Raw genomic sequence first — 20,111 nt, forward strand, 5'->3', positions numbered from 1 at the left:
CCTACGCCGGGATGGTCGAGCCGGACCGGCGCTTGACCGGACCGGCGATGATCGTCTCGACCAGCCGATCAGGCGAGGGTGAACAGCGGAGGCGGGCGACGTGAACCCAGCACACCGCCTTGATCAACTGCGGGCGCCGTCCCGGGGCGCCAAAAACTTTTGTGCACTTCCTACAACTGAGCGACGGTGGGTTCGGTGGTTGCGCCATAGCGCTGGCCGCCGCCAGCCGGAAGGGTGATCACTACTGGGAGCCGTCGTCTCGCGGCACCCGGTTCGAGGTCTAGCTAAGGGGTCAGTCGGGTGTTCAACCGTGTCGCCATCGTCAACCGAGGTGAAGCCGCCATGCGGCTCATCCACGCGGTCCACGAGCTGGCTGCGGAAACCGGCAGACGGCTCGAAACCGTTGCTCTTTACACCGACGTCGACCGTACCGCCACCTTCGTCCGCGAAGCGGACATCGCCTACGATCTCGGTCCGGCATCCGCCCGCCCATACCTCGACCTGGCGGTGCTCGAACGCGCGCTGATCGAGACCGGGGCCGACGCCGCCTGGGTCGGCTGGGGTTTCGTCGCCGAGGATCCGGCCTTCGCGGAGCTGTGCGAGAAGATCGGCGTCACGTTCGTCGGGCCGAGCGCGGACGCGATGCGCCAACTCGGCGACAAGATCGGCTCGAAGCTGATCGCGGAGAAGGTCGGTGTGCCGGTCGCGCCGTGGAGCCGTGGAGCCGTCGAGACCCTGGACGCCGCACGCGCCTCGGCGGCCCAGGTCGGCTACCCGCTGATGCTGAAGGCGACCGCGGGCGGCGGTGGACGCGGCATCCGCGTGATCCGCAACGAGGCCGAACTCGACGACGCGTACGAGCGCACCAGCCAGGAAGCGGCGCGGGCGTTCGGCAGCGGCATCGTGTTCCTGGAGCGCCTGGTCACCGGAGCCCGGCACGTCGAGGTCCAGGTGATCGCCGATGGGCAGGGCACGGCATGGGCGCTCGGTGTCCGCGACTGCTCGGTGCAGCGACGCAACCAGAAGGTCATCGAGGAGTCGGCCTCGCCCGTGCTCGACGCGGCACAGGCGGCCGAGCTCAAGTCGTCGGCCGAGCGACTGGCCATCGCGGTCGGTTACCGGGGCGCGGCGACCGTCGAGTTCCTGTACCACCCCGGCGATCGACTGTTCGCGTTCCTCGAGGTCAACACCCGCCTCCAGGTCGAGCACCCGATCACCGAGTTGACCACCGGGTTCGACCTGGTCAAGGCGCAACTGCACGTCGCCTCCGGTGGGCGCCTCGACGGCACGCCGCCGGCCGAGCGCGGGCACGCCATCGAGGCGCGGCTGAACGCCGAGGATCCCGACCGTGACTTCGCGCCGTCGCCCGGCCGCATCGCGCGGCTGGACCTGCCCAGCGGCCCGGGCATCCGGGTGGACACCGGCGTCAGCGAGGGCGACACCATCCCGGCCGACTTCGACTCGATGATCGCGAAGATCATCGCGTACGGCCGCGACCGCGACGAGGCGCTCGGCAAGCTGCGTCGGGCGATGGCGAAAACCACGGTGATCATCGAGGGCGGCGCGACGAACAAGAGCTTCGTGCTCGACCTGCTCGACCAGCCCGAGGTGATCGACGCCAGCGCGGACACCGGCTGGATCGACCGCGTCCGCGGTGAGGGCCGGCTGGTCACGCACCGCCACTCCGCGGTCGCGCTGGCGGCAGCCGCCATCGAGTCGTACGAGGAGGAGGAGCGCGTCGAACGGCAGCGTCTGCTGTCGACGGCGTCCGGTGGGCGCCCGCAGGTGCAGCACGCCAGCGGCCGGCCGTTGGACCTCAAACTGCGTGGCGTCAGTTATCGCACGCGCGTGGCGCGGGTCGGTGCGCACCGGTTCCGGGTCGGCATCGAGGCGGGCACCGCCGTGCGCACCGCCGACGTCGAGCTGGACCGCTTCGACCGGCACACCGGTCAGATCGTCGTCAACGGCATCCGGTACCGCCTGCTCACCGGCACCCACGGGCCGACCCACCTGGTCGAGGTGGACGGTGTGACGCACCGGGTCAGCCGTGACGAGGGCGGCGTCCTGCGCTCCCCGATGCCGGCGCTCGTCGTCGCCACGCCGCTGGAGGTCGGCGCCGAGGTCGAGGCGGGCGCACCGGTACTGGTGCTGGAAGCCATGAAGATGGAGACGGTGCTGCGGGCGCCGTTCAAGGCGCGGTTGAAGGAGTGCGCCGTCTCGGTGGGCAACCAGGTGGAGGCGGGTGCGCCGCTGCTGCGCCTGGAGCCGCTCGCGGACGAGGCCGACGACACCACGGCCGACCAGACCGGCGAGGCCGTCGAGCTGGACCTGCCCACCGCCGCCGAGGACGTTCCGGCGTCCACGCACAGCAGGCGCGGTCAGGAGGACCTGCGCGGCCTGCTCCTCGGCTTCGACGTCGACCCGCACGACGACCGTCGGGTGCTCGACGACTACCTCACGGCCCGCCGGGCCGCCGCCGAGGCCGGTACGCGGCCGCTGGCCGCGGAACTCGATCTCATCGAGGTGTTCGCCGACCTCGCCGAGTTGAGCCGTAACCGGCCGACGGGCGAGGACGGCGGCGCCGCGCACGTGCACAGCGCCCGGGAGTACTTCCACACCTACCTGCAGAGCCTCGACGTCGAGCGGGCCGGGCTGCCGGACGCCTTCCAGACCAAGCTCGCCAAGGCGCTCGGCCACTACGGTGTCACCGATCTGGAGCGCTCCCCCGCACTCGAGGCCGCCGTCTTCCGGATCTTCCTCGCCCAGCAGCGGGCGTCCGCCGACGCCACGGTCGTCGCGGCGCTGCTTCGCGCGTGGCTGGAGGAAACCCCGCCGAACGAGGCGCTTCGCGAACCCGTCGGCCTCGCGCTGGAACGGCTGATCGCCGCCACGCAGGTCCGCTTCCCCGTGATCGCCGACCTCGCCCGGGGCGTGGTGTTCGCCTGGTTCGCCCAGCCGTTGCTGCGTCGCAACCGCGCCCGCGTCTACGCCGGGGTCCGGGGGCACCTGCGGCACCTGGACGCCCAACCGGACGCGCCGGACCGCGCCGAGCGCATCGCCGAGATGGTCCGCAGCACCGAACCACTGGTCCGGCTGCTCGGCCAGCGGCTCGTCCGCGACCACCTCGACAACGCGGTCATGCTGGAGGTGCTGACCCGGCGGTACTACGGCAACCGGGCTCTCACCAGTGTGCGTACCCAGGAGGCCGCGGGCTGCACGTTCGTGGTGGCCGAGCGCGCCGATTCGAGCGTCGTCTCCGCCGCGGTGCGCTTCGACGCGCTGGGCGGCGCGCTGCGCGGTCTGGCCGAGCTGGCCAGCGACGAGGACTCCGTCGACGCCGACATCTACCTCGGCTGGGAGAACCAGCCGGAGGACTTCGACGCGATGGCGGCCGCGCTGGCCGAGGCCGTCGCCGCGCACCCGCTGCCGCCGCAGGTCCGTCGGGTGACCACCACCGTCGCGGGTCGCGGCGGGGCGGTCATGCACCACCACTTCACCTTCCGCCCGTCGGACGACGCGATGGCCGAGGACCGGTTGATCCGGGGCCTGCACCCCTACATCGCGCAGCGGATGCATCTGGAGCGGCTGCACAAGTTCGACCTGACCCGGCTGCCGTCGTCCGACGAGGAGGTCTACCTCTTCCAGTGCGTGGCGCGGGACAACCGGGCGGACGAACGCCTGGTCGCGTTCGCGCAGGTCCGTGACCTGACCGAGCTTCGCGAGCAGGACGGCCGCCTGGTGGCGCTGCCGACGGCCGAGGACGCCATCGCGGCGTGCCTCGACTCGATCCGCCGCGCCCAGTCGCTGCGACCGTCGAAGACCCGCTTCAACACCAACCGGATCGTGCTCTACGTCTGGCCGCCGAGCGAGCTGACCCGCGAGGAGATGGAGATGATCGCCGGGCGCGTCCGCCCGACGACCGTCGGCGCCGGCCTGGAGGAGATCCTGTTCGTCGCGCGGCAGCGGGACCGCCGGACCGGCGAGCTGAGCAAGATCGCCGTACGGATCTCGTTCGACGCCGCGGGCGGCGCGGAGCTGGCCGTCGGTGAGCCGCCGGTCGAGCCGATCGAGCCGCTCGACGAGTACCGGCTGAAGGTGCTGCGGGCGAGCAGCCGTAACACCGTGTACCCGTACGAGTTGACCGGTCGCCTCGGTGACTTCGTCGAGCACGACCTCGACGCCGAGCACGTGTTGGTGCCGGTGGACCGGCCGAAGGGGCGCAACAGCGCCGCCATCGTCGCCGGGGTGGTCACCACGCCGACCGAGCGGCACCCGCAGGGCGTCACCCGGGTGGTCCTGCTCGGCGACCCGACCAAGGCGCTGGGCGCCCTGTCCGAGCCGGAGTGCCGGCGCGTGATCGCCGCACTGGACCTCGCGGAGCGGATGAACGTGCCCCTGGAGTGGTGGGCGCTGTCCGCCGGGGCGCGCATCTCGATGACCACCGGTACGGAGAACATGGACTGGGTGGCCGCGGCCCTGAAGCGGATCGTCGAGTTCACCCAGGCCGGCGGTGAGATCAACATCGTGGTCGCGGGCATCAACGTCGGCGCCCAGCCGTACTGGAACGCCGAGGCGACGATGCTCATGCACACCAAGGGCATCCTGGTGATGACGCCCGACTCGGCGATGGTGCTCACCGGCAAGCAGTCGCTCGACTTCTCCGGTGGCGTGTCCGCCGAGGACAACTTCGGCATCGGCGGCTACGACCGGGTGATGGGGCCGAACGGGCAGGCGCAGTACTGGGCGCCGAACCTGACGGCCGCGCGGGACGTGGTGATGTCGCACTACGACCACACGTACGTCGCGCCCGGTGAGGACGCGCCCCGACGGGCAGCCACCACCGACCCGACCGACCGCGACATCTCCGACTTCCCCCACGACGTGGCGGGCAGTGCCTTCCGCACCGTCGGGGAGATCTTCTCCGTCGAGCACAACCCGGACCGCAAGAAGCCGTTCGACATCCGTACGGTGATGCGCGCCCTCTCCGACCAGGACCACCCGGCGCTGGAGCGGTGGGCGGGCATGGCCGACGCGGACACCGCCGTCGTACAGGACATCCACCTCGGCGGCATCCCGGTGTGCCTGCTCGGCATCGAGTCCCGGTCGGTGCCTCGGCACGGCTTCCCGCCCACCGACGGCCCGGACACCTACACCGCGGGCACGCTGTTCCCCCGCTCGTCGAAGAAGGCGGCGCGGGCGATCAACACGGCCAGCGGCAACCGACCCCTCGTGGTGCTGGCGAACCTGTCCGGCTTCGACGGCTCACCGGAGTCGATGCGCAAGCTGCAACTGGAGTACGGCGCCGAGATCGGCCGGGCGATCGTCAACTTCCAGGGGCCGATCGTCTTCTGTGTGATCTCGCGCTACCACGGCGGCGCGTTCGTGGTGTTCTCGAAGGCACTGAACCCGAACATGACGGTGCTCGCCCTGGAGGGTTCGTTCGCGTCGGTGCTCGGTGGCGCACCCGCGGCCGCGGTGGTGTTCGCCGCCGACGTCAACGCCCGCACGGCGGCCGACCCCCGGGTGCGGGACCTGGAGGCGCGCGCCGCCGCCGTGGCCGGCACCGAACGCGCCGCGCTGACCGCGGAACTCGACGAGCTGCGTTCGTCGGTGCGCGCGGAGAAGCTCGGCGAGGTGGCCACGGAGTTCGACCGGGTGCACAACATCCAGCGCGCCGTCGAGGTCGGCTCGGTGGACGCGGTCGTCCGCGCCGCCGAACTGCGTCCGCGCATCATCGAGGCCATCAAGGCCCGTCTGGGCTGACGCCACGGGTGGCGCCGACCGGGGACCGGCCTGATCAGGCTGGTCCCCGGTCGAGCACCGCGAATCCGGTGACGCGGGCATCGTTGGCGGGGTCCTGGACGTGCAGCCCGTCGCGCGAGTCGAAGGTGACGGGACCGGACGCGCTCTCGATCCGGTAGGTGCGGCGGCCCTCGCTGTCCCGTTGGTCGGTCTCAACGAAGCGGAAGAGCTGCCCCTCCGCCTCCGGGGCGCAGACGGCGACCACGAGGGTCGGCGGCCCGCCCGTGTCGCGGCGTACCCCCACGCACGAGTTGTCGGCGAAGGCGGTCCTGATCTGGTGACGGGCACCGGCCGGGACGGGGACGAAGACGCTGCGCTCGGTCAGCCGCACGTTACCGACGACCTTCCCGTCCGCCCCGACCACGAGGTACGCCGGTGGACCCGACTCCATCGCGATGGCGACCTTGCGCGTACCCGAGAAGACGCCGTCGCCCGACGGCGACGCCTCCTCCGCGGACGGTGACGCCGACGGGCTCGACGGCGACGACGGTGGCACCGTCGGGTTCGCGGCGGGCGTGCTGGGGACGTCCTGCGTCGGCGCCGCGCACGCCGATACGCCGAGCGTGAGGGCGGTGACGGTCGTGATGAGGCCGGTACGCAACACGAGTTCCTCCAGGGTGGTCGGTGGGAATGCTCTACCTGGGACACACCGCTGTGGTCCCGCCGATTGCACCCGGGTCAGGTGCAATCCGCGGCCGGCCCCGGGTGTGTCTGTGGTGGAGGACCCGCGACCACAGGAGGTGCCGTGCGAGGCGACCAGCCGGACGACCGTGCCGCCTTCGACCGGTTCTTCCAGACCTGCTACGGCCGGATCAGCGCGCAGATCCACGCGTATCTCGGCGACCGGGCCGAGGCCGAGGACGTGAGCCAGGAGGCGTTCCTGCGGGCCTGGCAGAAGTGGCGCGACATCTCCTCGTACGACGATCCGGTCGCGTGGGTGCGCCGGGTGGCCTGGAACCTCGCCACCAACCGGCTGCGTCGGCTCACCGTCGCGGCCCGCGCGTTACGCCGCCAGCCCGTCGTGCCGCCCGTACCGGCGGTCCAGCCGGACCACGTGGCGCTTGTCGCCGCCCTGCGTACGCTGCCCGAGCGGCAGCGCCGGGTGATCGTGCTGCACTACATCGCCGACCTGCCGACCGCCGAGATAGCCGCCAGCCTCGGCGTACCGCAGGGCACGGTGGTGTCGTGGCTGCACCGCGGCCGGGCGAAACTGGCGGAGCATCTGAGCGAAACGTCGAGCGGAGAGGCGGTCACGTCGTGACACCCCCGGAGCCGGATCCCGGTCGAGACGCCGTCGCCGGTTTCATGCTGCGGTCGTACGCCGACAGCGGCCACCTGTCGTTCGCCGCGCCCTCGGCCGACGTGATCGTGCGCCGGGCCCGGCGTCGTACCAGGACGAAGGTCGCGCTGTCCTTCGCCGCGGTGGTGGCGGTCGCCGCCGGGAGCATCGCGACGATCACCCGACTGGGTCCCGATCCGGACCGGGACCCACCGATCATCGGGCCCACCCCGACGCCGTCGGTGAGCGTCTCCCCCACGCCGGCGCCACCGCCCACACCGGGGACGACGTCGCCCTCGACACCACCACCCGACCGGCGGACCCCGTCGCGGTCGTCGTCACCGACCGGCACACCGAGCGCGACCGGCAGCGCTCCGACGCCGCTGAGCGTGCGCGGCGTCGACTGGGCGAACGCCACGATCACCATGACGGCGTCGGCGGGCGACGAGTGCCTGACCGGCAGGATCCGCTTCGTCGACGGCAGGGGCGGCCAGCCGGGCGACGCTCCGCACATCAGGATCTCGTCCTCGTACGACGAGGGCGGCGCGACGTTCGGCGACCTGAACGGTGACGGCCGCGACGAGGCGGTCGTGTACGGGTCCTGTCTGGCCGGCGCCGGCGACGAGGACGCCTCCGGTCAGGTCCTGGTCGTCACCGGGCGCAGCGGCCAACTGGTCGGCAGTTGGGTCGGGCCGGTGGCCGAGGTGGTCGACGACGTGGAGGTCACCGGCGGGCGGCTGGTCATCTCCTCGACCAAGAAGTACGCCGAGCCCGAGGTGCCGGTGGATCGCACCTATCGCTGGACGGGCACCCGCTACGCCCAGAGTTGAGCGACGGCGCCCACCCACGCCGAACAGGTCAGCCGGTTCGTTTCCCGCTGGTCTGGTCACTGTCGATCTGCCAGGCCGCGGCGAGGTCCTCGCGGGCCCGGGCGACGCGGGAGCGGATGGTGCCGACCGGGCACTGGCAGACTTCTGCGGCCTCCGCGTAGGACAGGCCGAGCATCTGGGTGGCGACGAACGCCTCGCGCCGCTCCCGGCTCAGACCGGAGATCACCTGTTGGAGGGTGACACCCTCGTCGGCGCCGGCCGTGATCGCACCGGCCGCCTCGGCTGCCGCCTGCCAGTCCGGCACCGAGGCCAATCGTGGCCGGGCGACCGCCGCCCGGACGTGATCCACGGCGACGCGCCGCGCGATCGTGAACACCCAGGTACGTGCCGAGGAGCGGCCGGCGAAGCCGGGCAGGTTGCGAAATGCGCGCAGGAACGTCTCCTGGGTCAGGTCGTCGGCCTCACCCGGCCCCGCCAGGTGCGACAGGAACCGCCAGACCTGGTCCTGCAGTGCCCGGACGAACGCCGTGGCGGCCTGCCGGTCGCCGCGGCCCGCCTCCTGCGCCCAGCGGGTCACCTGATCGTCGTCAGCGCCTCCGTTGCGCACAGACCACCGTCCTGGGTGCCACGGGCGCTCCTCCATACCGAAAGCCGTCGTCGGATCGCGCCGCTGAGCCGCGCACTCTGGTGGTCGGCGGCCGGTCCCGGAAAGTTCCCGGCACTCCCCGTTTCGGCTGACACCGCCGCCCCCGCGGCGGGCGGGGGCCACGGCCGGCTGACGCGCCCCCGTCGGCCGCTCAGCCTCGGACCGGCTGGTCGCGGGCCTGCTCGGTGCTCTCCCGCCCGCGCGGCACCAGGTCCGGCATGCTCCAGGAACGCCAGAGCCGGCTGTACCCGCCGCCGGCCTCGAGCAACTCGGCATGCGTACCCTGTTCGGCGATGCGGCCGTGGTCCAGGACGACGATGCGGTCCGCGGTGGCCGCCTGGCTGAGTCGGTGGGCGACGATGAGCGTGGTCCGGCCCTCGGTGGCCGCGACGGCGGCGCGGTCGAGGTCGCGTGCGCCCGCGCTGCCCGCCTCCGCGGTGGCCTCGTCGAGGATCGCGACGGCGGGGTCGGCGAGGACGAGGCGGGCCAACGCGAGCTGCTGGGCCTGGGCCGAGGTGAGGCGTCGTCCGCCCTCCCCCACCAAGGTGGCGAGGCCCTCCGGCAGGGTACGCAGCCAGTCGGTGACACCGACCCGGTCGAGTGCGGCGGTCAACTCCGCGTCGGTGGCGTCCGGATCGGCCAGGCGCAGGTCGTCGGCGAGCGGCCCCGCGAAGACGTGCACCTCCTGGCTGATCAGCGCGATCTCGCGGCGGAGGCGGTGCTCACCGAGGTCCGCCAGCGGCACGCCGCGGAGGCGCACCGCGCCGTGGGTCGGCGCGATGATGCCGGCGACGATGCCGGCGAGCGTGCTCTTACCCGCCCCGCTCGCGCCGACGAGGGCGACGCGCTCACCGGGTGCCAGCCGCAGGGTGACGTCGCGCAGTACGACGGGTCCGTCGTCGTATCGGTGCTGCTCGACGACCACCTCCAGCGCGGCCGGCTCGGGTCTGGCTCGCTCGGGACGCTCGGGAGACGTGGTGGCCGGCAGGGTGGTGACGCCGACGAGGCGGGCGAGGCTCGCCCCGGCCTGCAGGACGGAGTCCGACTCGAACAGCAGCAGCCCGATGGGGTTGAAGAGGCGGTGGAAGTAGAGCGCTGCGGTGGTGGCGGCACCCACCGTGACGAGGTCGTCGCGGACCAGGAGGAACCCGGCGAGCAGCACGGCGGCGAGCCCCACGAACTCCGACCGGTTGATGCGCAGCCCGAACCGCGTGAACAGTCCGAAGATCTCCAGCGACAGGTCACGGGCCACGGCGGAGCGGCCCGCGATCCGTGCGACGTGGTCGTCCTCCATCCGGTAGGCGCGCACGGTCGCCGCGCCGCGCAGCGCCTCGGCCGTCGCCTGTGCGCGCTCGCCCGTCGCCACCCGTTCCCGGACGTAGTACGGGATCGACCGCTTCAGGTACCAGCGCAGCGCCACCGCGTACGCCGGGGCGGCGGCCAGCCCGGCGATGCCGAGTCGCCAGTCGAGGGCGAAGAGCCCCAACGCGGTCAGCACGACGGACAGCAGCGCGCCGAGGAAGGCGGGACCACTGGTGGCGATCACGTTCGTCACGACGGCCACGTCGTCGCCGGCACGTGCCACCAGGTCCCCGGTCCCGGCCCGTTCCAGGGTGGCCGACGGCAGGTGCAGGGCACGGTCGAGCACCCGTTCCCGCAGCCGGGCCAGCACGGTCTCGCCGAGTCGGGCGGCGACCGCCGCTCCGACCGCGGTGAGGAGCCCCGCGAGCACCGCCGCGCCCGCGATCACACCCGCCCAGGCGACGATCCGCGGTGTGTCGGATCCGGCGATGACGTCGTCGACGAGGCGACCGAGCACCCAGGGGGCGACGAGCCCGGTCGCGGCGGCGGCGACCAGCAACGTGCCGGCGGTGACGCTGAGCCCCGGCAGGCGGCCCACCTCGCTACGGAGGGCCACCCAGGTCTGCCGAGCGGTGGCCGTCGGCAGCAGTTGCCGGCTTTCGATTGACGCGTCGGTCACCGCAGGACCTCCTCGCGGTAGCGGGTGTCGGTGGCGAGCAGCCTCTCGTGCGGACCCTCGGCGACGATCCGCCCCCGGTCGAGCACGGCGACCCGATGCGTGGCGCGCAGCAGCGCCGGACTGGTGGTGATCAGCACGGTGCCGCGGTCCGCCGCGCCGCGAGCCGCGGCCAGGCCCTCGGCGAGCAGCCCCTCGGTCACCGCGTCAACGGCCGTGGTGGGGTTGTGCAGCACCAGCACCGGCGGGTCGGCGACGAGTGCCCTGGCCAGCCCGATCCGTTGCCGCTGCCCGCCGGACAGGTTCGCCCCCCGTTCGGTGAGCAGGCGGTCGAGCCCGTGCGGGTGCGCGGCGAGCACGTCCTCGGCGGCGGCGGCACGCACAGCCGACCGCAGGAGCGTGTCGTCGACGTGTGCCCCGGCGCTGAGGTTGGCGCGCAGGGTCCCCTCGAACAGTGCCACGTCGTGCTGCTCGACCAGGACGGCGGCGCGTACGGCGTCGATGTGCAGTTCGTCGGCGGGCACACCGTCGACGCACAGCGAGCCCTGGTAGTCCGGGCGGGACACACCGCCGGACAGGAGCGTGACAAGCGCCTCGGCGTCGCCCGGATCGTAGGCGAGCACGCCGAGAACCTCACCGGCGCGGACGTGCAGGCTGACGTCGTGCAGGCCGGCGTAGCGGACCCCGTCGAGGGTCAGCCGCGACGGGCTCGGGGCCGGCGGCGCGCCGCTACCCGGGCGGGTGGCCGGCGCGGCACCGAGAACCCGGGCGACCCGACCGGCGGAGGCCCGGGCCATGGCGAACAACTGCACGCAGTACCCGAGCGTCTGCACCGGTTCGGCGATGAACTGGGCCAGCCCGACGACGGCGACGAGTTCGCCGACGGTGAGCCGGCCCTGGAGCGCGAGCCAGCCCGCGACACCGGCGACCGCCGCGAGGAAGAGACCGTTGACCATGGTGGTGAGCCCGAGGTGCAGTCCCTTGGTGGTCGCGGCACGCAGGGTGACGTCGAGCGCGTGGCGGCTGGCGCCCGCGTACCGGCGTGCGGCATGGTCCTGGGCGCCGATGCCGCGCAGCACGCGCAGGCCGGTGACGAGATCGACGGCGAGCGCGGTCGTGGCCGCGAGGGCTTCCTGCTGCGCGGTGCTGCGCCGGGTGAGCAGCGGCGCCATCCGTTGCAGGGCGACGACCAGCAGGGGTACGCCGATGAGCACCCCGAGCCCGAGTGGGATGTCGACGACGAGCAGCGCGACGGCCGCGACCACGATGGCGGTGAACGCCGCGGCGGTGAGCCCGGCGACCCGGACGACAAGCGCGCTCAGCTCGGCGTCGGAGGCCGTGACGGAGAGCAGCTCTCCGTCCCGCATGCCGGAACCGTGTCCGCGCGGGTCGAGGGCGCTGCGGACGATGTCGACGCGCGTGGCGTGCGCCTCGTGTTCGACCGCGGCGTACGCCAGCCGAGCGCCGGTGCGGTAGGCGAAGGCGAGGACGGTGAACAGGGCGGCCAGGCCGGCGAGCGAGAGCAGTAGCGCGCCGCCGTCCCCGGTGGCGACCGCACGATCGATGACGACGCCGATGGCGACCGGCACGAGGGCCTCGGCGGCCTGGTGTGTGCACAGCAGCGCGACGCCGAGAACGACCCGATTGCGCTGTCGACGGAGCGCGCGACGGAGCACCACACCACCGGTGATCTCGGCGGCTGTCATCGGCGGCTGTCCCGCTGTCGGGTCGGTGCGGTCATGGGCAACTCCGGGACGGCGGATTAGGGCAGGCTAACCTAACACGTCATCAACGTGGGCTTACCGGATGGCCCTCGAAACCGGTGTGCGCACCTAACGAATAGCTGACATGTGGCGACCAGGCTGACCGTCATGCGAAATGCGAACGTGAAGATGGTCGGGCTGGCGGTCCTGTTGCTGTCACTCGCGGCCTGCGGCGGCGACGCGGAGGGACCGGGGCCGCAGGTGGCCGCGATCCCGGGCGCGACCGGGTCGGCGAGCGCCGGCCCGGCCGGTTCGACCGGCGGCGCCGACCGCCAGCTCCCCCTCGGCGCGAGCAAGCAGGAGATCGACCGCCTGTACGGCGCCTACTACGCCTGCTGGACGCAGCACGGCGTGCCCTCGGCACCGGCGAAGGACGGAAACGGCGGCCCGCTCCTCAGCTACAAGATGGACGAGAAGAAGTACCAGCCGGCCGTGGACGCGTGTGCCGACAAGGAACCGCTGGGCGCTCCGGAACTCGACCCGCACCAGAACCCGAACTACGCCGACGACCTCCGCGAGCAACTGCAGTGCGTCCGGGACCACGGCCTGTCGATGGAGATCCGGCAGGGGGGCACCGACAACGCCAAGATCTGGGTCGCGCCGGAGACGAAGGCCAACCTCGAGAAGGCGAACAGCGACGAGGGCATGGAGATCCAGCGTCAGTGCGAGATCTCGGCCTTCACGCAGAAGTAGCCGACCGTGCGGACGAAACCCCTCATCATCACCATCACCTGCGGCGTGCTCGCGCTGGGCGGCGTGGTCTACGCCGTCCACGCCAGCGGCGACCGGGACTCCCCCGCCGCCCAGCCGGCCGCGTCCAGGGTGGCCACGGCCGAGGTGGTCCGGACCGACCTCTCCGACTACTGGACCGAGAGCGGCACGGTCGGCTACCGCAAGCAGCGCACCCTGCGCGGCGTCGCGCCCGGGGTGCTCACCTGGCTGCCCCAGCCGGGCAGCACCATCGCCCGAGGCGACATCCTGTATCGGGCCGGCGACCGACCGGTGACCCTCTTCTACGGGTCGTCGCCGATGTTCCGCGACATCGACGTGGTCGGCATGGTCGGCCGCGACGTCAAGGTGCTGGCCGACAACCTCCGGGCGCTCGACTACCGGATCGGGCCGCAACCCGCACCGGGAACCCGGGTCACCGTCCAGGGCGGGCCGACACCGGCCGCGAACGACCCGGGTGCGACCGGGGAGGCCACCACGCCGGATTCGACGCCGACAGCCTCCGGCACGAAGGCGTACCAGACCGTGTTGACCAGCCAGGACGCCGTGTTCACCGCATCGCTGAAGGACGCCGTACGGCGCTGGCAGGCGGCCAAGGGGATCCGTCCGGCCACCGGCACCGTGACACTCGGCGACATCCTGGTGCTGCCCGGCGCGGTGCGGGTGGGCGCGGCTTCGGCGCAGCTCGGCGACGACGCCACCGGCAACCTGATGGCGATCAGCGACAAGACCAAGGCGGTCACCGTCGAGATCGACGCGAGCCGGGCCGACGACCTCCGGGCGGGGCAGAAGGTGCAGATCACTCTCCCGGACAGCTCGCACGCCGGCGGCACCATCACCTCGGTGAGCAGCAACGTCCAGGCCAGCTCGTCGGACGGCGACAACCCGGGCGCGGAGGGTCCGAAGGTGCAGGTCGTCATCGCGGTGGACGATGCCTCGGCGATCCAGGACATCAGCTCGGCCGCCGTCGTGGTCCGGTTCACCGGCACCACCGCGCACGACGTACTCGCCGTCCCGGTCGGCGCCCTGCTCGCGCTCAGCGGCGGCGGCTACGGCGTCCAGATCTCCGACGGCGCCCTGACCGCGGTGAAGGTGGGCCTGTTCGCCGACGGCATGGTGCAGATCACCGGTACGGGCATCGCCGCCGGCACCCGGGTGGTGACGACGTCGTGAGCGCGGTGCTGGAGATCGACGGCGCCACCCGGCGCTACGGCGAGGACGTGACGGCGCTGCGCGACGTCTCGTTGCGGATCGACGCGGGCGAGTTCGTGGCCATCCTGGGGCCGTCCGGCTCGGGAAAGTCCACTCTCCTCAACATCATGGGCACGCTGGACCGGCCCACCGAGGGCCGGGTGCTGCTCGGCGGGCGGGACGTCACCACCATGTCCGACCGACAGCTGTCCAGCCTGCGCGGCCGCTGGCTGGGCTTCGTGTTCCAACAGTTCCATCTCACCGATGGGCTGAGCGCGACCGAGAACGTCGCGACCGGCCTGCTCTACGCCGGCGTGCACCGCCGGCACCGCCGGGCGCTGGCCCGGGCGGCACTGGAGCGGGTCGGTCTGGCCCACCGCGCCGACCACCACCCGCAGGCGCTCTCCGGCGGCGAACGCCAACGGGTGGCGATCGCCCGGGCGCTCGTCAACCGGCCCGCGCTGGTGTTGGCCGACGAGCCGACCGGGGCGCTCGACCTGGCCACCGGCTCGGCCGTGCTCGACCTGCTGACCGAGCTGAACCGGGAGGGGACCACGATCGCGCTGATCACCCACGATCACGAGGTGGCCGCCCGGGTGCCCCGACAGCTCCGCATCCTCGACGGCCGCCTGGTGTCCGACTCCGCGGCGGGCGGTGCGCCGGTATGAGGCGTACCCGTCACGCGGCGCGAGTGGACCGGGACGCCGCACCGGTACGGCTGGCCCCGGCCGACCTGATCGGTCTGGGCCTGCTCGGCATTCGGACGCGCACGGCGCGCGCCGCGCTGTCGGCGCTCGGCATCGCCATCGGCATCGCCACCCTGGTCCTGGTCACCGGAATTCCCGCGTCGAGCCAGCGGGCGCTCGAGGAGGAGCTGGCCGCCCTGGGCACCAACCGACTGCAGGTCACGCCGGCGCCCAACCGCGAACCACCGGTCCAGCTGCCCGTCGAGTCGGTGGACATGGTGTCCCGGATCGGGCCGGTGACGGTGGCGAGCGCGACCGCCGACTTCGGGCTGAACGTCGCCCGATCCGACCGGACCGGCCCGGGCGACTACAACGCGATCGCGGTCGTCGCCACCAGGACGAACCTGCTCGCGGCGATCGACGGCCGGGTACGCTCCGGCCGTTTCCTGGATTCCGCGATGGAACGCCTGCCGACCGTGGTCCTCGGCGCGGTCGCCGCCCAGCGGCTCGGCTTCACCGCCGTCGACCTCTCCCAGCCGATCCAGGTTCACCTCGGCGGGCAGCGGTTCAGCGTGATCGGCATCCTCGACCCGGTGCCACTCGCGCCCGAGATCGACCGTTCCGCGATGGTCGGCTGGGGGGCGGCCAACCACTGGCTGCGCTTCGACGGGCACCCGACCCGCATCTATGTGCAGACCACCGACGCCCAGGTGGTGGCGGTGCGCTCGGTCCTGGCCGCCACGGCCAACCCGGAGCATCCGAGCGACGTGCTGGTCAGTCGTCCCTCGGACGGGCTCGCCGCCAAGCAGGCGGTGCGGCAGACCTTCAGCTCGCTGCTGCTCGGGCTCGCCGGGATCGCGTTGCTCGTCGCCGGCATCGGGGTGGCGAACACGATGTACATCTCGGTGCTGGAGCGGCGCCGCGAGATCGGCCTGCGCCGGGCCCTGGGCGCGAACCGGGGCCAGGTACGCATCCAGTTCGTGACCGAGTCGATCGTGCTCTCGGCCCTTGGCGGAGCAGCCGGGGTGGTGACCGGCACGGTGGCCGTCGCGGGCTATGCCACCCTCCAGCACTGGCCGGTGACCATCCCGACGGCAGCGGCCGCCGCCGGACTGGGAGGTGCGCTGGTCATCGGGGTGTTGGCGGGGGTCTATCCGGCGATGCGGGCGGCCTCGCTCGACCCCACCGAGTCACTGTCCAGCGTCTGAGCTGCCGTTAGGAATCTGTCAGGTCGGGCCGGAGATCGGTGCGGTGCCGCACCGGCGACCTATCATCGCCGGCATGTGTGCGATGGTCCTGGTCGCTGACGACGATCTGCGGCACGCGGAGGGAATCCGCCGTTATCTCGTGGCCGCCGGGCACGAGACGACCGTGGTGCACGACGGGCGCGCGGCGCTGGACGCCGCCCGCCGGGACCGGCCCGACCTGCTGATCCTGGACGTGATGATGCCGGGACTGGACGGCTTACAGGTGTGTCGCACGCTGCGGCAGGAATCGGACGTACTGGTGCTCATGCTCACCGCGCGCAGCGCCGAGAGTGACCTGCTGCTCGGACTGGAACTCGGCGCCGACGACTACCTGACCAAGCCGTTCAGCCCTCGGGAACTGGTGGCCCGCACCCGCACCCTGCTGCGCCGCGCGTCCCGCGGCACACCCGAGCCCACCGCCCGGAGCATCCGGCAGACCGGTCGGATCACCGTCGATCCGGTCGGGCACCACGTCACGGTCGACGGCGAGCGGATCGAGTGCACCCGTGGCGAGTTCGCCATCCTGGCCGCCATGTCCGAGCAGCCGGACCGGGTCTTCACCCGCGCACAACTGCTGCACCACACCCGCGGACTCGACCGCAGCTCGACCGAACGCACCATCGACGTCCACGTGATGAACCTGCGCCGCAAGATCGAAGACGACCCGAGACGTCCCCAGCAGTTGCTCACCGTGCACGGTGTGGGCTACAAGCTGGCTCCGGGTCCGACGCCGTGAGCAAGGACAGGGTGCCGCTGCGGCACAGTCTGGTGACCCGGCTGCTGGTCGCCTCCGTGGTGATCGCGCTGGCCGCGATCTCGGCCACCGCCTGGCTGGCGGCGACGACCACCACCCGCGCGATCAACTACGAGCAGGGCGGCGCCGTCGCCGACGAGAGGGCCGTCTACCAGGCGCTTGTCGGTTACGCGGCCACCCACGACGACTGGTCCGGCGCCGCCGACCTGGTGCACTCGCGCGCCGCCGAGCTGGGCCGGCGCATCACGCTGACCACCGACGACCACAAGATCATCCTTGACTCGCAGGCCGGCCCAGCGCTGGGCAACATCCGTCCTTCGGCCGTGGTGGATCCGCTCCAGGTCGACCTGGGCCTGACCGGCGGCGCCGAACACATCGACGAGCGAGCCGTCGGACCGTACATCGTGCCGCCCGAAGACCGGTACGTGCTCAGCGAGGTGGCCAAGAACGCCCTGAGCTGCTTCCACAAGGTGGGCTACGACGGTGTCATCCGGACCGCGAAGACCGGCCGCCCGAGCGTCGTCCTCACCACCGTCCGCGCCGAGGCCGAGCGGCCACTGACCCGGTCCGTGACGGAGGGCTGCGGGTTCGAACTCGACAGCCTGGTCAGTGCCGCCGAGAAGAAGGCACTCGAGACGCTGACCACGTTGACCGCCCGCTGCCTCAGCCTGGGCGACCGTGCCTCGCAGTTGCGCATCACGCCGTCCTTCACGGCGTACCTCGGCGATTCGGCGGTGGTCCGGACCGCGCACGAGGACACCGAGGTGAAGCCGCCGTCGCTGCTCACGCCGGCCGGGCCGGCCGGCGTCGTGCAGGGGTGCGTCGAATCAGGGCGCAGAACCCAACTCCGACCGTACGTGGCACCCCGCGCGCTGCTGTTCGTCACCGCGCCCGGCACCGGCCGCACCACGCTGAGCCTGTCCGGCGGCAGCATCGGACGGATCGTGGCGGTCACCGGTGCGGTCCTGCTCGCCACCGTCGCGGCGACCGTACTCGTCGGGCGGCGCCTGGTGCGGCCGCTGCGCGACCTCGCCGTCGCGGCCGAACTGCGCACACCCGCCCCGGTGTCCGGGCGCGACGAGATCGGCCGGTTGGCGCGCGCGTTGAACGACTCCGCGCAACGCCGGGAACGGGCCGAGGCGCAACGCCGCACCATGGTCAACGACGTGGCGCACGAGCTGCGGACCCCGCTCAGCAACATCCGCATCTGGCTGGAGGCGGCGCAGGACAACCTGGCGCCGACCGACGCCCAACTGCTGGCGCTGCTGCACGAGGAGGCGCTGCTGCTCCAGCACGTCATCGACGACCTCGGCGACCTGGCGGCCGCCGACGCGGGCACGCTGCGGATCGACCTGCGGCCGGCGGACCTGCGGGACGTGCTCACGCACGTGGTCGACAGCCATCGGGGCAGCGCGTTCGCGGCCGGGGTTCGCCTGGACCTCAGCGTCGTGGGAGATCCGGTCGTGCACGCCGATCAGGTGCGCCTACGACAGGTGGTCGGCAACCTGATCTCGAACGCCATCCGGCACACCCCGTCCGGCGGCTCGGTGACTGTCGACGCGAACGGCTCGACCATCTCCGTCCGGGACACCGGCAGCGGCATCGCCCCGGCCGACCTGCCGAAGATCTTCGACCGGTTCTGGCGGGCCGACGAGTCGCGCAGCCGGGTGACGGGCGGCAGCGGGCTCGGTCTGGCGATCGCACGCCACCTGACCGAGGCACACGGCGGCACGATCGAGGTGCGGAGCGAGCCGGGCCGGGGCACACACGTCACCATCCGGCTGCCGGGCCTCGGCGGTTGAAGCGGCGGTTCCGCCGCCAACCGCCAAGGCCACAGCACTGACCGGGGTACGGGTCAGCGGACCACCCCGATACCGGTGAACGACCTGTCGTACGCGGTGAACGACTGGTTGTTGTGCGGCGCGTAGATCCAGGTCCGCAGCGAGTTGGCGGCGGTGTCGACCTCGACCAGGCGGACCGGGTTGGTGCTGTTGGAGTGGAACGTCTGGAGGAACGAGTAGATCTTGTTGCCGTGGACTCCGGTGTCGACCCGGTTGCCGGCGATGCCGGTGTGACCGGAGAAGACGAACCGGATGTTGGCGTACTGCTTGACCAGGTTGTCGAAGAGATACTGCGGGCTGGTCTCGCCGTAGCCGGCGCTCTGCTCGATATTGCCGTTGCCGTCGATGTAGTCGTGGGTGACGACGATGACGTTGTGCCGGGGATTGGCGGCGACGACGCTTCTGGCCCAGTTCACGGCCGCGACCCGGGGCCACAGCTCCAGGGTCAGCACCATCCACTGCACGCCGCCGGCCTCGAAGGTCGAGTAGGAGTTGTCGACCTTGCCAGCCTCGAACTGTCCCCGGACCGCCCGGTACTGGCTGACCGTGAAGTACTGGTTGAACACGGTGGTGTCGCGCAGCAGTTCGCGGGTGTGGGCGGGGTCGCGGGCGGAGCCGCCGACGCCGGTGGCCTGGGTGTCGTGGTTGCCCAGTGCCAGCGCGTACGGGATGGCGGCGTTCTCGATCGGCCGCATCGCGGTGCGGGCGATGACGTACTGCGAGTGGTCGGGGGTGTCCCAGTTGACCACGTCACCGGAGGAGGTCACGAAGCGAAGGTCCAGCGCGGACCGGTTCTGCACCAGCCAGTTCGTGCGGTTGAGGAAGCGGGTGTCGCTACCGTTGAGCACCTCCTGCTGGGTGTCCGGCAGGACGGCGAAGCTGAACGTCGTGTCGGTGGCGCCGGCGGTCTCCATCCGCGCGTACGCGATGTGGACGTTGCGGTCGCAGGCGTCGTCCCGGAAGTCGTTGACGAACTGGACCTGCACGGTGTGCTGGCCGGCGCCGACCGCCGCGCCGACCGGGTACGTGCCGTAACTCGTCGCGCTGACGATCGTGGTCTGGCCGACACTGACGCCGTCGACGCTCACCCGTACGGTCGGCCAGCCCTGGCAGTTGTCACCGATGGCCCCGATCAGTACCCGCCCGGAGCCGTTGACGCTCGTGGTGGCGTAATGGGAATTGCTCCACAGCGACGCGTGCGTTCCGGAGGCGGGCACCGGGGTGCCGGTCGCCGGTCGGATCGCACCGCCCACGACGCTGAACTGGGAGGGCGCGGCGGCGTGTGCCGTACCGCCGACGAATGGTCCCCCCGCCACGGCGACCGCCACCGCCGCGGCCATCGCCACGAACCTTGACCTGAATCTT

The 20,111-nt window shown here is 72.2% G+C and carries 14 protein-coding genes; 9 read left to right on the top strand and 5 right to left on the bottom strand.

Annotated features, from left to right (window positions below; genetic code table 11):
• Window positions 1–300: 300 nt before the first annotated feature.
• The gene (locus tag AB0A90_RS20770) at window positions 301–5,763 is read left to right on the top strand and encodes a carboxyl transferase domain-containing protein (RefSeq protein ID WP_357250200.1); all 5,463 of its coding nucleotides are present in this window, start codon (window positions 301–303) and stop codon (window positions 5,761–5,763) included.
• Window positions 5,764–5,797: 34 nt separating this feature from the next.
• On the opposite strand, the gene AB0A90_RS20775 is transcribed toward AB0A90_RS20770, so the two are convergent.
• The gene (locus tag AB0A90_RS20775) at window positions 5,798–6,403 is read right to left on the bottom strand and encodes a hypothetical protein (protein WP_357250203.1); all 606 of its coding nucleotides are present in this window, start codon (window positions 6,401–6,403) and stop codon (window positions 5,798–5,800) included.
• 144 nt (window positions 6,404–6,547) lie between these two features.
• Between AB0A90_RS20775 and AB0A90_RS20780 the strand changes: the two genes are divergently transcribed.
• Together AB0A90_RS20780 and AB0A90_RS20785 are read left to right on the top strand one after the other, a co-directional pair.
• Window positions 6,548–7,063, top strand: a complete 516-nt coding sequence (locus tag AB0A90_RS20780; protein ID WP_357250206.1) for a SigE family RNA polymerase sigma factor — start codon at window positions 6,548–6,550, stop codon at window positions 7,061–7,063.
• Entirely contained in the window at window positions 7,060–7,911 is an 852-nt protein-coding gene (locus AB0A90_RS20785; protein ID WP_357250209.1) for a hypothetical protein, read from the top strand. The genes AB0A90_RS20780 and AB0A90_RS20785 overlap by 4 nt, the downstream gene beginning before the upstream one ends.
• A gap of 28 nt (window positions 7,912–7,939) precedes the next feature.
• Here AB0A90_RS20785 and AB0A90_RS20790 read toward each other — a convergent pair whose 3' ends face one another.
• The 3 genes from AB0A90_RS20790 to AB0A90_RS20800 all read right to left on the bottom strand — a co-directional run bounded on the left by AB0A90_RS20790 (window position 7,940) and on the right by AB0A90_RS20800 (window position 12,241).
• The gene (locus AB0A90_RS20790; RefSeq protein ID WP_357250212.1) at window positions 7,940–8,518 is read right to left on the bottom strand and encodes a sigma-70 family RNA polymerase sigma factor; all 579 of its coding nucleotides are present in this window, start codon (window positions 8,516–8,518) and stop codon (window positions 7,940–7,942) included.
• Window positions 8,519–8,708: 190 nt separating this feature from the next.
• The gene (locus AB0A90_RS20795; RefSeq protein WP_357250214.1) at window positions 8,709–10,538 is read right to left on the bottom strand and encodes an ABC transporter ATP-binding protein; all 1,830 of its coding nucleotides are present in this window, start codon (window positions 10,536–10,538) and stop codon (window positions 8,709–8,711) included.
• Window positions 10,535–12,241, bottom strand: coding sequence for an ABC transporter ATP-binding protein (locus AB0A90_RS20800; protein ID WP_357250216.1), 1,707 nt, complete (start codon window positions 12,239–12,241; stop codon window positions 10,535–10,537). The genes AB0A90_RS20795 and AB0A90_RS20800 overlap by 4 nt, the downstream gene beginning before the upstream one ends.
• Window positions 12,242–12,406: 165 nt before the next feature.
• Here AB0A90_RS20800 and AB0A90_RS20805 point away from each other — a divergent pair, with 165 nt between their 5' ends.
• The 6 genes from AB0A90_RS20805 to AB0A90_RS20830 all read left to right on the top strand — a co-directional run bounded on the left by AB0A90_RS20805 (window position 12,407) and on the right by AB0A90_RS20830 (window position 18,707).
• A complete protein-coding gene (locus AB0A90_RS20805; protein WP_357250219.1) occupies window positions 12,407–12,991 on the top strand; it encodes a hypothetical protein in 585 nt (194 codons plus the stop codon).
• Window positions 12,992–12,997: 6 nt separating this feature from the next.
• Complete coding sequence (locus tag AB0A90_RS20810; protein WP_357250222.1) at window positions 12,998–14,200, top strand: efflux RND transporter periplasmic adaptor subunit; 1,203 nt, start codon at window positions 12,998–13,000, stop codon at window positions 14,198–14,200.
• Window positions 14,197–14,886 (top strand): ABC transporter ATP-binding protein, encoded by a 690-nt coding sequence (locus AB0A90_RS20815; protein ID WP_357250224.1) that lies wholly within the window; start codon window positions 14,197–14,199, stop codon window positions 14,884–14,886. Before AB0A90_RS20810 ends, AB0A90_RS20815 begins: the two co-directional genes overlap by 4 nt.
• On the top strand, window positions 14,883–16,112 hold the full coding sequence (locus AB0A90_RS20820; RefSeq protein WP_357250227.1) for an ABC transporter permease: 1,230 nt from the start codon (window positions 14,883–14,885) through the stop codon (window positions 16,110–16,112). The genes AB0A90_RS20815 and AB0A90_RS20820 overlap by 4 nt, the downstream gene beginning before the upstream one ends.
• Window positions 16,113–16,185: 73 nt before the next feature.
• A complete protein-coding gene (locus AB0A90_RS20825) occupies window positions 16,186–16,887 on the top strand; it encodes a response regulator transcription factor (protein WP_357250230.1) in 702 nt (233 codons plus the stop codon).
• Window positions 16,884–18,707 (top strand): HAMP domain-containing sensor histidine kinase, encoded by a 1,824-nt coding sequence (locus AB0A90_RS20830; RefSeq protein WP_357250233.1) that lies wholly within the window; start codon window positions 16,884–16,886, stop codon window positions 18,705–18,707. Before AB0A90_RS20825 ends, AB0A90_RS20830 begins: the two co-directional genes overlap by 4 nt.
• Before the next feature lie 53 nt (window positions 18,708–18,760).
• Here the strand turns inward: AB0A90_RS20830 and AB0A90_RS20835 are convergent, their stop codons facing one another.
• Window positions 18,761–20,086 carry a carbohydrate-binding domain-containing protein gene (locus tag AB0A90_RS20835; protein WP_357250236.1) on the bottom strand — a complete coding sequence of 442 codons (1,326 nt, stop codon included), beginning with the start codon at window positions 20,084–20,086 and terminating at the stop codon, window positions 18,761–18,763.
• Window positions 20,087–20,111: the final 25 nt, after the last annotated feature.

The organism is Micromonospora sp. NPDC049204, from assembly GCF_040647935.1.
Lineage (GTDB): Bacteria > Actinomycetota > Actinomycetes > Mycobacteriales > Micromonosporaceae > Micromonospora.

Excerpts from the sequence above, each read along its gene's own strand:
- AB0A90_RS20800 (WP_357250216.1), bottom strand. The coding sequence starts at position 12,241 with ATGACAGCCGCCGAGATCACCGGTGGTGTGGTGCTCCGTCGCGCGCTC.
- AB0A90_RS20805 (WP_357250219.1), top strand. The coding sequence starts at position 12,407 with ATGCGAAATGCGAACGTGAAGATGGTCGGGCTGGCGGTCCTGTTGCTG.
- AB0A90_RS20820 (WP_357250227.1), top strand. The coding sequence starts at position 14,883 with ATGAGGCGTACCCGTCACGCGGCGCGAGTGGACCGGGACGCCGCACCG.
- AB0A90_RS20825 (WP_357250230.1), top strand. The coding sequence starts at position 16,186 with ATGTGTGCGATGGTCCTGGTCGCTGACGACGATCTGCGGCACGCGGAG.
- AB0A90_RS20835 (WP_357250236.1), bottom strand. The coding sequence starts at position 20,086 with ATGGCCGCGGCGGTGGCGGTCGCCGTGGCGGGGGGACCATTCGTCGGC.